We start from the raw sequence: 13,142 nt of genomic DNA, 5'->3' as shown, positions 1-13,142 counted from the left end.
GAATTCGCTCATTCTTTCATCAAGCTGTTGATCTGACAATCCAGTGGGATTCAATTTTACCCAAATGGAGTGGTTCGCCTTTCATCAGCACGGGCTGCAACCAGAGCTCGCCCTGCTCCACCCAATAGATGGCGTTCTGGCCGAAACGAGCTGCCAAACCGATGGCCTCACCACGAGAAGAAGCCAGCGCCAGCGATGATTCACGCCAACTTGCATCAGGAGCACTGCCCCACAATGGCCCCAGCGCCATCATGGTGGGAGACGCGGCGATAGCTCGCCACAGGGCGCGCTGACAGCGTGTATTGCGACGCATTCCTACCTCGCGGCTGGCAGGATTCCAGGCCGTCACAATGGCGTAAACAGGCCATTGAGGTGCCAAAAATGGTGCAATAAAACAAATTTTTTTGTAGTTTTCCCACAAAATCATGTCAACCACATGTTACATTCCATTACATTTTATAAGGGCGAAAATGGGGGTAACCCCAAGTATCATGCTGTGAACTCAGGGTTTGACCTATATCAATCCAGAGTTAAAAAGTTGCTATCTGACGGCAAAGAGTGTTGTTATGCGCCTGTTAACTGATAAAATGCAGCCACTTTTGTAATGGACTACCTTTCCAGGCTTCTCTCGATCAGACTTGTTGAGAGCCCACGTGTGGCACAGGGATGTTTGCCGACGCTGATGCCAAATTCGCGATAATCCGACCTGACATTCATACCCAGGATGACGTAATAAATTTTCAGGACCGGTCGGGTAACGCCAAAGAGTGTTAAAATTTAGATAACTAACTGATAAGAATCTGGGAATACTCATGCAAACACCACACATTCTGATCGTCGAAGACGAACTGGTCACCCGCAATACCCTGAAAAGCATCTTCGAGGCCGAAGGCTATGTTGTACTCGAGGCCAATAATGGCGACGAAATGCATCAAGCCCTCACTGCCCACACCATCAATCTGGTGATCATGGACATCAACCTGCCAGGCAAAAATGGCCTGCTGCTGGCGCGCGAGCTGCGTGAAGATGACAACATCGCCCTGATGTTCCTGACCGGTCGTGACAATGAAGTGGACAAGATCCTGGGTCTGGAAATCGGCGCCGATGATTACATCACCAAGCCGTTCAATCCCCGTGAATTGACCATTCGTGCCCGCAATCTGCTGAGCCGCACCATGAATGTGGCCGCCGGCGGCGAAGAGAAGAAGCTGGTTGAGCGCTACCTGTTCAACGGCTGGGCACTGGACATCAACAGCCGCGCACTGGTCAGCCCGGCTGGCGACATGTTCAAGCTGCCCCGTTCAGAATTCCGTGCCATGCTGCACTTCTGCGAAAACCCGGGCCAGATCCAGACCCGTGCAGAACTGCTCAAGAAGATGACAGGTCGTGAGCTCAAGCCCCATGACCGCACTGTGGATGTCACCATCCGCCGCATTCGCAAGCACTTCGAGAGCGTCAACGACACACCTGAAATCATCGCCACCATCCATGGCGAAGGCTACCGTTTCTGTGGCGAGCTGGAGCAGGAATAAGCCCCTTTCGTCATTGCAGAGTGAGTTTACGAGGCGCCCATGGCGCCTTTTCTCTGCCTGATGTTTGCCATCATCCAGCGCAAACACAAAACAAAAAGCCCACTCGCAGGAGTGGGCTTTTTGCATGAAAGCTGGAGCGGGCAGCGGGAATCGAACCCGCATCATCAGCTTGGAAGGCTGAGGTAATAGCCATTATACGATGCCCGCAGGACATCAAAATCAAGTGCGAAACGGGAGTTCAACCCCTTGCAATCAGCCTGTAGGCTTGTGCAGTTACCGCATTGATGCAGGCTTTGCATCTAAATTTGGAGCGGGTGATGGGAATCGAACCCACGTATGCAGCTTGGGAAGCTACCGTTCTACCATTGAACTACACCCGCGTCAGGGCCTCTACTATATGCATTTTGCCGCTGAGCGCAATCACCGCAATGGTGTTTTTTACCATAAATCAAGCTGTTCGACCAACTAATGAGCAGCAAGCTGTTTTTTCCATCAAACATTTTCAACACCAGAAATTTACAAGGTTGCCAAGCCTGAGGGGCGAGGATAGTCTTGCGCCACTCGACGCGAGGATGGTGGTAATGGATAAAAAAACTCAAAAACGTCTTTATGGCTGGTTGCGCAACCAATCGAGCCACGGCCGACGCTGGATCGGTCTCTCCATCGGCTTTGGCCTTGGCCAGGGCATCTTGATGGTCGCCCAGGCCTGGCTGCTGGCGACCCTGTTGCATGGCTTCATCATCGAGGGGGCAACCCCGGAGCAATCCATTCCTCTCTTTATTACCCTGCTGCTGGTCACCCTGACCAAGGCCGCTTTGGCCTATGGCCGCGAGGTTGCCAGTTTCAAGGCGGGCAGCGCTGTGCGCCAGGCCATTCGCGAGCTGGTCCTCACTCGCCTCAGCCGTCTCGGCCCTGCCTATATACAACGCCGCCCTGCCGGTAGCTGGGCCAGCCTCTTGCTGGAACAGATTGAAAATATGCAGGATTTCTTCTCCCGCTATCTGCCGCAGATGGCCATTGCCGTCTTTATTCCGCTGGTGATCCTGGTGGCCGTGTTCCCGGTCAACTGGGCGGCTGGCCTGATCCTGCTGGGCACAGCCCCCCTCATTCCCTTCTTCATGATCCTGGTGGGTGTGGGCGCCGCCGATGCCAACCGCCGCAACTTCCAGGCACTGGCCCGTCTCTCCGGCCACTTTCTCGATCGCCTCAAGGGCTTGCGTACCCTGCAACTCTTCATGCGCACCCGAGCGGAGGGTGACGCCATTCGCGACGCGTCGGAAGATTTTCGCGAGCGAACCATGGAGGTGCTCCGTCTGGCGTTTCTGAGTACCGCCGTGCTGGAGTTCTTCGCCGCCCTCTCGGTGGCGCTGGTCGCGGTCTACTTTGGCTTTTCCTACATAGATCATCTGAATTTTGGCCACTATGGCACCAAGGTCACCCTGTTTACCGGCCTGTTCGTGCTGTTCCTCGCCCCCGAGTTCTATGCTCCGCTGCGCGAGCTGGGCGCTCACTACCATGCCAAGGCGCAAGCCATAGGTGCGGCCGAACAGTTGCTGGAATTCCTCGAAGCCGAGGTCAGCGAGCCCGCCTCCGGCAATGCCTCCTTTCATGTCGACAGCCCAGTCAAGGTAGAAGCCCGTGCCTTGGAGGTGCTGAGCGCCGAAGGCAAGGTGCTGGTCGGCCCCATCGACTTCACGCTGGCAGCCGGTTCACGCACGGCACTGATCGGGATCAGCGGCGCGGGCAAGAGCTCGCTGGTCAATGCCCTGCTCGGCTTTGCCCCCTATCGTGGTGAGCTCAAGGTCAACGGGCAGGAGCTTGCCAGTCTCGACATGAGTCAGTGGCGACTGCAACTGGGCTGGCTCTCCCAGAATCCCCAGCTGTTTCACGCCTCCTTGCGCGACAACCTGCTGCTGGCCAAGCCATCTGCCAGCGACGCCGAGCTGGAAGATGCTCTAAAGCGGGCTCAAGCCTGGGAGTTTGTCATGGAGAAGGGACTCGACTATCCGGTCGGTGATCAGGCCGGCGGTCTCTCGGTCGGTCAGGCACAGCGTCTCGCACTGGCACGCACCCTGCTCAAATCGACTCAGCTGATGGTACTGGATGAACCCACCGCCAGCCTGGATCGCCACTCGGAGCGCGCCATCATGACCACGCTGGAACAGGCGACGGCAGGTCAAACCCTGCTGATGATCACTCACCGCCTGGATGAACTCACCAAGATGGATAACATCTTGGTGCTGGCCCGTGGCCAACTGGTGGAGCAAGGCAGCTTCCAGCAACTGAGCCAGGCCCAGGGGGCTTTCGCCCATCTGTTGTCCCATCGTTCCGGGAGTTCTCTCGATGACTGATCTATTGCCGTTTCTGCGCCTCTATCGTCAGCACTGGCTGAGTCTCTCGCTGGGACTGCTGCTGGCACTGGTCACCCTGGTGGCCGGGATGGGGCTCTTGTCCCTCTCCGGCTGGTTCCTTTCCGCCGCGGCAGTGGCGGGAATGGCGGTCGCCAGCCGCGATACCTTCAACTACATGACACCGGCTGGCGGGGTGCGTTTCTTCTCCATCATCCGCACCGCAGGTCGTTGGGGTGAGCGGGTGGTGAGCCATGACGCTACCTTCCGGGTACTGACCCGGCTGCGAGTCTGGTTCTGGCAAAAGCTCTCGCCACTCTCCACCGGCACCCTGGCCGGTTTTCGTCAGGCGGATCTGCTCAACCGGCTGGTGGCCGACATCGATGCGATGGATCACGTCTATCTGCGGCTGGTCACTCCCATAGGCGCGGCCCTGCTCAGTTGCACCGGACTGGTCATATTCCTCTCCTTCTTTGATGGCGGCCTCGCCCTGACTCTGGGCGCCATACTGCTGTTTGGCATGATTGCCCTACCGCTGGTCTTCTATTACCTCGGTCGCCAGCCCGGTCAGGCGCTGATAGCGGAGAAATCGTCCATGCGCACCCGTATGGTGGACTATCTGGACGGTCAGGCCGAACTGCAGATGTTTGCCGCAGCCCCCAAGGCGCTCACCGAGCTGCAACAGGCGGAACAGGCCCTGCTGACGGCACAGGCCCGTATGGCCAGGGTGAGCGGACTGGCCAATGCCAGCGTGCAGCTCTTGAGCGGCTGGACACTCACCCTGATGCTCTGGCTGGCCGGTCATGGTGTGGCAGGCGCGGCGCCTGACCCCATCACGGCGCTGATGGTGTTCGCCACCCTGGCGAGTTTCGAGGCCCTGCTGCCGCTGGCGGGGGCTTTCCAGCACCTCTCCACCAGCCTCACTTCGGCTCGCCGCCTCAACGAGATCCTGCAGGAGGCCAAGGCCCCCGAGTGGGGGAACGAGCAGCAGCATGCCAAAGAGGGCGTCTTGCAGATAAGCGATCTCTATTTCGGCTATCCCGGCAACCCGCATCCCGTGCTGCGTGGCTGTACCCTGCAACTGCAGGCGGGTGAGAAACTGACTCTGCTGGGCCAGACCGGCTGCGGCAAGTCCACCCTGATGGGATTGCTGACCCGTGAATGGAGCCCGCAGGCGGGCAAGATCCTGCTCGATGGCAAGCCGTTGACTGACTACAGCGAAGGGGCGCTGCGCGCGTCTCTCTCTGTGGTGAGCCAGCGGGTTCATCTGTTTGCCGCCACCTTGCGTGACAACCTGAAACTGGCCGCCCCCGGGGCCGGCGATGAGCAGCTGACCGAGGTGCTGAGCCAGGTCGGTCTGGCACATCTGCTGGAGGATGAGGCGGGCCACAGCGATACCGGGTTGAATGCCTGGCTCGGAGATGGCGGTCGCCCCCTCTCGGGTGGTGAGCGACGCCGTATCGGTATCGCCCGTGCCCTGTTGCACGATGCACCGCTCTGGCTGCTGGATGAACCGACCGAGGGCCTCGACAGCCAGACCGAGCGGGAGATCATGGATCTGCTGTTCAAGCTGGGGGCGGATCGCACCCTGCTGCTCATCTCCCACCGCTTGCTGGGGCTGGAGCAGATGGACCGTATTGCCCTGATGGAAGAGGGGCAGATCCGACTGTGTGCGCCTCATTATGATCTGCTGGCTGACGACTACTATCGCAGCCTCTATGAGCGGCTGACACCGGCTTGAGAATGAAAGAGGGAGGATACGTCTGCGGACACCGCTCTCCTTTAAGACAGGCCAGCGGAGCCTGTCTGATCCCCGTCACACCTCGTCTTCACAGCTAAAATTGGGGCTGGTCGCAGGCAGCGACTGGCCCCTATAATGTCCGCCCTCACCGTTCAAAAAGATGCTGATATGAAACGCCTGATCCTGATGATGCCCCTGATTGCCTCCGGTTGCGCCGACTTCTCCTTCAACAGCAATCTGGACAAGGAAAACTTCGACGAGTACTTCAAGCCGGGCGGCGTTCAGATCTATGAACAGAACCAACTGGCTGACCTCAACTACCTCTACCTCGGCACCGTCGAGGGGGAATCTTGCCAGAGCGATGCCAAGCAGCCGGTACCCAACGCAGGTGAGGCTCGTACCCTGGCGCGTCGCCGCGTGGCCGACATGGGTGGCAATGGCGTCACCTTCGACAAATGCGCCGAGTTCAGTGACACCCCGGGCTGCCTGAAACAGGTGATCTGCTACGGGCAGGCGCTCAAAGTGGCACAAGAGAAGTAAGGACACCCCATGGCCCTGGCCATAGTCCGGCTCGGCAGTCCTCGTCTTGAAGGTGAAGGGTTGCGCATCGGCACAGTGCGGCGCCCGCCCCGTGGTGTGCCCAAGCACGCATTTGCCAGTCAGGATTGGTATGACGTCTGGTTTCCCAATCTGGCGCCCAGCAGCGACACCATGAAGCTGGGCCAGGCCGCCGATACGCCTGCCCTCTGGGCCGTTTTCTGCAAGCAGTACAAGGCCGAGATGGCCACCCCCTGTGCCCGCCACGATCTGGCGCTGCTGGCTGCCCTCTCCCATACCACCAATCTGTCGGTGGGCTGTTACTGCGAGCAGGCGTCTCGCTGTCATCGCAGCATATTGCAAGAGCTGCTGGTCAATTGCGGCGCCAAGTTACGCTAGAGGGCACCGCTGGATAGTGAAAGAGGGCGTCCCGACGGACGCCCTCTTTCACTTCAATCACCATTCAGACAGGATAAGCACTACTGCAGGCTGCCAACCAGCAGGCGCCGACGCAGCGCAGCCTCCTGCTCCCCAGTCATACCCGCCACCACGGCTCCTTCGTTGTCCATCAACCATTGCATCAGATCGGCGACCGTCTCCTCCAGCGGTCGAAAGTTGAGCCCCTGCACTATGGCTGCCTCGGCACTGATGCGGCCATAGCCGGCATACTCAGCCAGCTCGTTTGGCAATAGCGTGGGATAGCTCTGCCAGGGTTCGACGCCGGCGGCCAGCAACTCGGGCCAGGGGCGCCACTGTGCTTGCCATTGTGTGGCGGGCGCCAGCCTGGCGGTGATACGATCCAGCCAGTCCACCAGCGCAATACCGGGTTTGAGCAGATTGAAACAGCCACCCAGCTGCTGCTCGGCAGCGCGCAGCACAAATTCGGCGCAGTCGCGCACATCCAGGTATTGCAGTCGATCCTGCCCGTCCCCCGGCAGCAACCAGGGCCCCCCTTGCTGCACCCGTTTCACCCACCAGGCCAAGCGACCCGTGTGATCATGGGGACCGCACAGGACACCAGGGCGCAGGATGCAGAGCCGCTCGCCCCAATGAGCACGATACGCAGCTTCGCACAGTACCTTCAGGGGACCGTAATCGGTGGGCAATTCCCCCTCGGCAATCTCGTGCAACGGCGCCGATTCATCCATCCCCCGCTGTGCGAAGTCGCGATAGACGCTGATGGTGGAGATGAAGATCAGCCGCTCGCAGCGCCCGAGCAGGGCTGCCGAGAGGCTCACCGCCTGCTCGGGACGGTAGCAGCAGGTGTCTATGACCAGATCCCAGCGCAACCCTTCGCTTTGCAGGGGGCTCAGATCCTTGTCCCTGTCACCGTTGAGCTGAACCAGGTCGCGCCAGTCCGGGTGCTGATGCCGGCCCCGGTTGAATAGCGTCACCTCGTGCCCCCAGTCCAACGCCAGCGTGGTGAGGTGGCGGCCCAGAAAGCCGGTGCCACCGATAATCAGCAATTTCATCCATGTATCTCCAATCCGGCGCCATCTGAACGCCTTCGCCACAGAGCAGAGCGCGAATGCCATCCCCTGCTCCATCTGCCCTCACCCTACGCAAGTTGGTGCCGGGGTACAGCTCCCCGAGTGCCGGTATGGGACGGGGATCACGACAGGACGCGGGAAATGAGCGTAGCGAGGCAGAACCTGCGTTTTGAGGCTGCCTGTGCTAAATTGCCGAAGTTTTCAGTCAGGATCCGCCATGAAGTTCGAAATCGACACCCTCGGGATCATCCGCTCTCCCTACAAGGAGAAGTTCGCCATCCCCCGCCAGCCCGGTCTGGTCAAATCGGCCCGCGCCCGCCTCGAACTGCTGCCTCCTTACGATCAGCCGGACGTGCTGCGCGGCATAGAGCAGTTCTCCCATCTGTGGCTCAGCTTCGTGTTTCACCAGACCATGGATCAGGGCTGGCACCCGACGGTACGTCCGCCGCGCCTGGGCGGCAACGAACGGGTCGGAGTCTTTGCCACCCGCTCCACCTTCCGCCCCAACCCGCTGGGTCTGTCGGTGGTCGAGCTGCACGGCGTTGGTCGCGAGCGTGGCAAACTGTGGCTGGAACTCGGCGCCGTGGATCTGCTGGATGGCACTCCTGTCGTCGATATCAAGCCCTATATTCCCTATGCCGACAGTCTGCCGGACGCCCGTGGCGGCTTTGCCCCCGAAGCCCCCACCCCGCCTCTCGTGGTCAACTTCACCCCCGAAGCGGAGCTGCAGCTGCAACCCTGGCTCAAGGCTCACCCCGAGCTTCGTCTGCTGGTGAGCGAAGTGCTGGCCCAGGACCCTCGCCCCGCCTACAAGAAAGGCAAGTCGGACGAGAAGGAGTACGGCGTCAGGCTGTTTGATCTCAACGTACGCTTTCGCATCACAGAGCCCGACTGTCTGGTGTCGGCCATTGAGTCCGCCTGATCTCCACCTGCCTCAACCAATGAAAAAAACCACCCGTTCAGGTGGTTTTTTGCTACCGCAGCCGGATGGTGACGCTCACAGGCGCTGCAACAACAGGCTCCCTATCGAGTAGCCAGCGCCGAAGGAGCAGAGCACGCCGCGGGCTCCGCTCGGCAGGTCCTGGTTAAACAGGTGGAAGGCGATGATGGAGCCCGCCGAGCTGGTATTGCCATAGCTGTCGAGGATCACGGGCGCCTCCTGCTGGCTGGCATCGTGGCCCAACAGCTTGCGGCCGATAAACTGGTTCATGGTGAGGTTGGCCTGATGCAGCCAGAGTCGACTCAAGGAGTCTGCCGTCCAGCCCTGCTCATCCAGCTGACTGACAATCTGATCGCACACCAGCGGCAGCACCTCCTTGAACACCTTGCGCCCCTGCTGGCGGAACAGTTTGTCATCCCCATGACGGGTACGCGGACTGAGCCGGTTCAAAAAGCCGAAGTTGTTGCGGATATTGTTGGAGTACTGGGTCACCAGCTTGCTGGCCACCAGTTGCCAGGGGTTGGCCACCTTGCAATCGGCCTCCCGCTCCAGCAGCACGGCGGTACAGGCATCGCCGAAGATGAAGTGGCTGTCCCTGTCACGAAAGTTGAGGTGCCCGGAGCAGATCTCCGGGTTCACTACCAGCGCCAGTTTAGCGGTGCCTGCCGCCAGCATGTCCGCCGCCGTCTTGATGCCAAAGGTAGCGGATGAGCAGGCCACGTTCATGTCAAAGGCCATGCCGCTCGCCCCCAGATAGTGTTGCAACTCGATGGAGAGCGCCGGATAGGGCCTTGGCATGTTGGAAGCCGCCACTATCACCAGATCAATCTCACCCGGCTCCCGGCCGGCGGCAATCAGCGCCTGCTCGGCGGCAGCAACCGCCATCTCCACCATGATGGAGGGCTGATCGTCGGCCCGCTCGGGAAGCAAGGGTTGCATGATGTCAGGATCCAGCACCCCCTCCTTGCTCACCAGATAGCGACTCTTGATGCCGGACGCCTTCTCGATGAATTCGCAGCTCGAGTGCTGCTTGGCGGACAGCTGACCCGCATCGATGGCGGAGGCATTTTCCTCGTTGTAGAGGTCCACGTACTGGTTGAAGGCGGTCACCAACGCTTCATTGCTGACGGCAAAAGGCGGGGTATAGAGGCCTGATCCACTGATCACGATAGAAGTCATCTTTGCTCCTGGCCGGGTGCAATCCCGGCTTGTTGGTTTATTTGGGTAGAGAGGTCATTACAACTGATCGATCGCCGCGGCGAGACCAGCCAGCGTCAGCGGATGCATACGCCCGCCAACCACGTCATTCATCAACTTGATGGAGGGATGCCAGAGCCACTCGCGCCTGGGGATGGGATTGATCCACACCAGCCTGGGAAAGTGTTGCAGCAGGCGAGCGAGCCATACCTGACCCGCCTCCTCGTTCCAGTACTCAACGGCACCGCCGGGCCAGCTGATCTCGTAGGGGCCCATCTTGGCGTCCCCCACAAAAATCACCCTGTAGTCGCTGCCGTAGGTGCGCAACAATCTCAGGGTGTCGAACCGCTCCTCGAAGCGACGGGCGTTGTCTTGCCAGACGAAGTCGTAGAGACAGTTGTGAAAGTAGAAATACTCCAGATGCTTGAACTCGTGGCGTAGCGCCGAGAAGAGCCGCTGCACCTCGGCCACGTGGGCATCCATGGAGCCACCCACATCGAAGAAGACCAGCAGTTTGACACCGTTGTGGCGCTCGGGCCTCAGCTTCACATCCAGCCAGCCCTGACGAGCTGTGCTCTTGATGGTGTCGTCGAGATCCAGCTCGTCAGGATTACCCTTGCGCACCCAGCGTCTGAGCTTGCGCAGGGCCAGCTGGATGGCACGCTGGCCCAGGGGTGAGTCGTCGCTGAAGTTGCGATAGTGGCGGGCTTCCCACACCTTGACCGCCTTGCCATGCTGGCCCTCTCCCCCCATGCGGATCCCTTCCGGATGCAATCCGCCGTGACCGAACGGACTGCTGCCGCCAGTCCCCACCCATTTGTTGCCACCGGCATGGCGCTCTTTTTGTTCCGCCAATCGCTGGTTGAGGGTTTCAAGCAGCTTGTCGAGTCCACCCAGAGAGTGCAGCAGTGCCTTTTCTTCGGCACTTAACAAGCGTTCGAACTCCTTGCGTAGCCACTCATCAGGTAAGGCGTCGGGCAGCAAGGGGCTGGCCTGCAGACCGTCGTAATACTCGGCAAAGGCGCGGTCGAAGCGATCAAAATGCGCCTCGTCCTTGACCAGCAGGCAGCGGGAGAGCTGATAGAAGTCGTCCATGTCGATACTGACCAGCCGGGCTGCCAGCGCGGCGTGCAAGTCCAGTAATTCGCGCAAACTGCAGGGGATCTTGTGACGACGCAGCTGGCTGAAAAAGTCGATCAGCATGGTGTCAGTTGCCACGACGGGCCAGAAAGGCCAGCTTCTCGAACAGGTGCAAATCCTGCTCCGTCTTCAGCAGGGCGCCGTATAGCGCCGGGACCAGCTTGCCTGGTTCGCGGGTGCGCATTGCCTCGGGAGAGATATCATCGGCCAGCAGCAGCCGGATCCAGTCCAGCAGCTCCGAGGTAGAGGGCTTCTTGCGCAGCCCTTCCACTTCCCGCAGTTCGAAGAAGAGCGTCATGGCCTCATCCAGCAACGCCGCTTTCAGGTTCGGATAGTGCAGGTTGACGATGGCCTGCATCTCGGCCTTGTCGGGAAAGCGAATGTAGTGAAAAAAGCAGCGACGCAAGAAGGCATCCGGCAGCTCTTTCTCGTTGTTGGAGGTGATGATGACAACGGGGCGCCGGCGGGCCTTGACTCGCTCTCCTGTCTCGTAGACGTCAAACTCCATCCGATCCAGCTCCAGCAGCAGGTCGTTGGGGAATTCGATGTCCGCCTTGTCTATCTCGTCGATAAGCAGCACGGGCCGCTCATCAGCGGTAAACGCCTGCCACAGCTTGCCCTGGCGAATGTAATGACTGATATCCCCCACTCGCGGATCCCCTAGCTGGGAATCCCGCAGCCGGGCCACTGCATCATATTCGTAGAGCCCCTGCTGGGCTTTGGTGGTGGATTTAATGTGCCAGGCAATGAGGTGAGTGCCGAGCGAACTGGCCACGGCCTCGGCCAGCTCCGTCTTGCCAGTGCCAGGTTCACCTTTGATAAGTAAAGGTTTTTCCAGCACTATAGCCGCATTGACCGCCATCTTCAGCGCCTCTGAGGCGAGATAGCGATCGCTTCCTGCAAATCCCATAACGTCCATTCCTTTGACGATAAGAGACCTTTTTGAGATCGAGGCCTCAGTAAGAAAGAATAAGCTCTATATCTTGTAATAACATATTGTTATAACAAATCGTCACTTCTCATTCAGAAACCACAGGGTAATCTTGTTTCATCGCCGTAACAAACAGGGATAGCACCATGAGCAAAATTTTTGAGGACAACAGCCAGACCATAGGTCACACCCCGCTGGTTCGACTCAACCGTGTTACCAAGGGCCGCGTACTGGCCAAGATTGAAAGCCGCAACCCGAGCTTCAGCGTCAAGTGCCGCATCGGTGCCAACCTGATCTGGGATGCCGAGAAGCGCGGCGTACTGACCCAGGGCAAGGAGATCATCGAGCCCACCAGTGGTAACACAGGTATTGCTCTGGCATTTGTGGCCGCCGCCCGTGGCTATCCCATCACCCTGACCATGCCGGCCACCATGAGCCTGGAGCGCCGCAAGTTGCTCAAGGCGCTCGGTGCCAATCTGGTGCTGACCGAAGGCCCTCTTGGCATGAAAGGCGCTATCGCCAAGGCCAACGAGATCCTCGAGTCCGAGCCGGGCAGATACGTTTTGCTGCAACAGTTTGAAAACCCGGCCAACCCGGAAATTCACGAGAAGACCACTGGCCCCGAGATCTGGGATGCCACCGACGGTCAGGTGGATGTATTCGTGGCCGGTGTAGGTACAGGCGGCACCATTACCGGCGTCTCCCGCTACCTGAAGCAGACCAAAGGCAAGGCCGTGATCTCGGTGGCCGTCGAGCCAAGCGAATCACCGGTGATCAGCCAGCGTCTGGCCGGTCTCGAAATCAAACCGGGTCCCCACAAGATCCAGGGCATTGGTGCCGGCTTCATCCCGGGCAACCTGGACCTGACCCTGCTGGACCGCGTCGAACAGGTAAGCAGCGATGATGCCATCGAGATGGCGCGCCGTCTGATGGAAGAGGAAGGCATTCTGGCCGGTATCAGCTCTGGGGCCGCCGTCGTGGCCGCCGCCCGTCTGGCCGAGCTGCCGGAATTTGCCGACAAGACAATCGTCGTCATACTGCCGAGTGCCGCCGAGCGTTATCTCTCCAGCGCGCTGTTTGCCGGCGTGTTCAGCGAGCAGGAGTTGCAACAGTAAGTGATCGGATAATTTCAAAACAACGGCGCTCCCAGGAGCGCCGTTTCTTTATGAGCTAGACTGAGCACTTGGCAGCGCCACTCGGCCCCTTATTTTTTGGGGTAAAATAACAAACAAACGAGTGACAAAAAAAGCAGACATCCTGTGATAAATTTCATATCCTGTGCGGCG

At 59.4% G+C, this 13,142-nt stretch carries 12 protein-coding genes and 2 tRNA genes; 7 read left to right on the top strand and 7 right to left on the bottom strand.

The genetic code is table 11. The annotated features are described in order from the left end of the window. Positions 1 to 19: 19 nt before the first annotated feature. Complete coding sequence (locus AC1P02_RS11575; RefSeq protein WP_485182252.1) at positions 20 to 436, bottom strand: DUF3293 domain-containing protein; 417 nt, start codon at positions 434 to 436, stop codon at positions 20 to 22. A 376-nt stretch (positions 437 to 812) separates the two neighbouring features. On the opposite strand from AC1P02_RS11575, the gene arcA reads away from it, so the two are divergent. Further along, positions 813 to 1,532: a two-component system response regulator ArcA gene (gene arcA, locus AC1P02_RS11570; RefSeq protein WP_005312398.1), complete on the top strand. Its 720-nt coding sequence runs from the start codon at positions 813 to 815 to the stop codon at positions 1,530 to 1,532. A 132-nt stretch (positions 1,533 to 1,664) separates the two neighbouring features. Here the strand turns inward: arcA and AC1P02_RS11565 are convergent. Both AC1P02_RS11565 and AC1P02_RS11560 read right to left on the bottom strand, forming a co-directional pair. After that, a tRNA-Gly gene (locus tag AC1P02_RS11565) sits at positions 1,665 to 1,739 on the bottom strand. Between the two features lie 99 nt (positions 1,740 to 1,838). Further along, a tRNA-Gly gene (locus AC1P02_RS11560) sits at positions 1,839 to 1,912 on the bottom strand. 201 nt (positions 1,913 to 2,113) lie between these two features. Here AC1P02_RS11560 and cydD point away from each other — a divergent pair. The 4 genes from cydD (at position 2,114) to AC1P02_RS11540 (ending at position 6,557) form a co-directional block, all read left to right on the top strand. After that, on the top strand, positions 2,114 to 3,883 hold the full coding sequence (gene cydD / locus AC1P02_RS11555; protein WP_339021151.1) for a heme ABC transporter permease/ATP-binding protein CydD: 1,770 nt from the start codon (positions 2,114 to 2,116) through the stop codon (positions 3,881 to 3,883). After that, positions 3,876 to 5,621: a heme ABC transporter ATP-binding protein/permease CydC gene (gene cydC, locus AC1P02_RS11550; protein ID WP_404293700.1), complete on the top strand. Its 1,746-nt coding sequence runs from the start codon at positions 3,876 to 3,878 to the stop codon at positions 5,619 to 5,621. Before cydD ends, cydC begins: the two co-directional genes overlap by 8 nt. 168 nt (positions 5,622 to 5,789) lie before the next feature. Further along, entirely contained in the window at positions 5,790 to 6,161 is a 372-nt protein-coding gene (rcsF, locus tag AC1P02_RS11545) for an Rcs stress response system protein RcsF (RefSeq protein ID WP_017412233.1), read from the top strand. A 9-nt stretch (positions 6,162 to 6,170) separates the two neighbouring features. Beyond that, entirely contained in the window at positions 6,171 to 6,557 is a 387-nt protein-coding gene (locus tag AC1P02_RS11540) for a DUF488 domain-containing protein (RefSeq protein WP_005312389.1), read from the top strand. An 80-nt stretch (positions 6,558 to 6,637) separates the two neighbouring features. Here the strand turns inward: AC1P02_RS11540 and AC1P02_RS11535 are convergent, their stop codons facing one another. Further along, positions 6,638 to 7,630, bottom strand: a complete 993-nt coding sequence (locus AC1P02_RS11535) for an NAD-dependent epimerase/dehydratase family protein (protein WP_271771758.1) — start codon at positions 7,628 to 7,630, stop codon at positions 6,638 to 6,640. 235 nt (positions 7,631 to 7,865) lie between these two features. Here AC1P02_RS11535 and tsaA point away from each other — a divergent pair, with 235 nt between their 5' ends. Next, complete coding sequence (gene tsaA / locus AC1P02_RS11530; protein ID WP_485182251.1) at positions 7,866 to 8,570, top strand: tRNA (N6-threonylcarbamoyladenosine(37)-N6)-methyltransferase TrmO; 705 nt, start codon at positions 7,866 to 7,868, stop codon at positions 8,568 to 8,570. Positions 8,571 to 8,645: 75 nt separating this feature from the next. Here tsaA and AC1P02_RS11525 read toward each other — a convergent pair whose 3' ends face one another. The 3 genes from AC1P02_RS11525 to AC1P02_RS11515 are packed head-to-tail and all read right to left on the bottom strand — an operon-like array spanning position 8,646 to position 11,835. Next, on the bottom strand, positions 8,646 to 9,767 hold the full coding sequence (locus AC1P02_RS11525; protein WP_125606431.1) for a beta-ketoacyl-ACP synthase III: 1,122 nt from the start codon (positions 9,765 to 9,767) through the stop codon (positions 8,646 to 8,648). A 57-nt stretch (positions 9,768 to 9,824) separates the two neighbouring features. Then, positions 9,825 to 10,988 carry a vWA domain-containing protein gene (locus AC1P02_RS11520; protein WP_485182250.1) on the bottom strand — a complete coding sequence of 388 codons (1,164 nt, stop codon included), beginning with the start codon at positions 10,986 to 10,988 and terminating at the stop codon, positions 9,825 to 9,827. A gap of 4 nt (positions 10,989 to 10,992) precedes the next feature. Beyond that, complete coding sequence (locus AC1P02_RS11515; RefSeq protein WP_005312374.1) at positions 10,993 to 11,835, bottom strand: AAA family ATPase; 843 nt, start codon at positions 11,833 to 11,835, stop codon at positions 10,993 to 10,995. Positions 11,836 to 12,002: 167 nt separating this feature from the next. Between AC1P02_RS11515 and cysK the strand changes: the two genes are divergently transcribed. Then, a complete protein-coding gene (gene cysK / locus AC1P02_RS11510) occupies positions 12,003 to 12,971 on the top strand; it encodes a cysteine synthase A (protein ID WP_005312371.1) in 969 nt (322 codons plus the stop codon). Positions 12,972 to 13,142: the final 171 nt, after the last annotated feature.

This window comes from Aeromonas sp. TS_SC_11 (genome assembly GCF_057318915.1).
The sequence above is the reverse complement of the archived record's forward strand: the minus strand, read 5'-3'. Positions and strand labels throughout refer to the sequence as shown.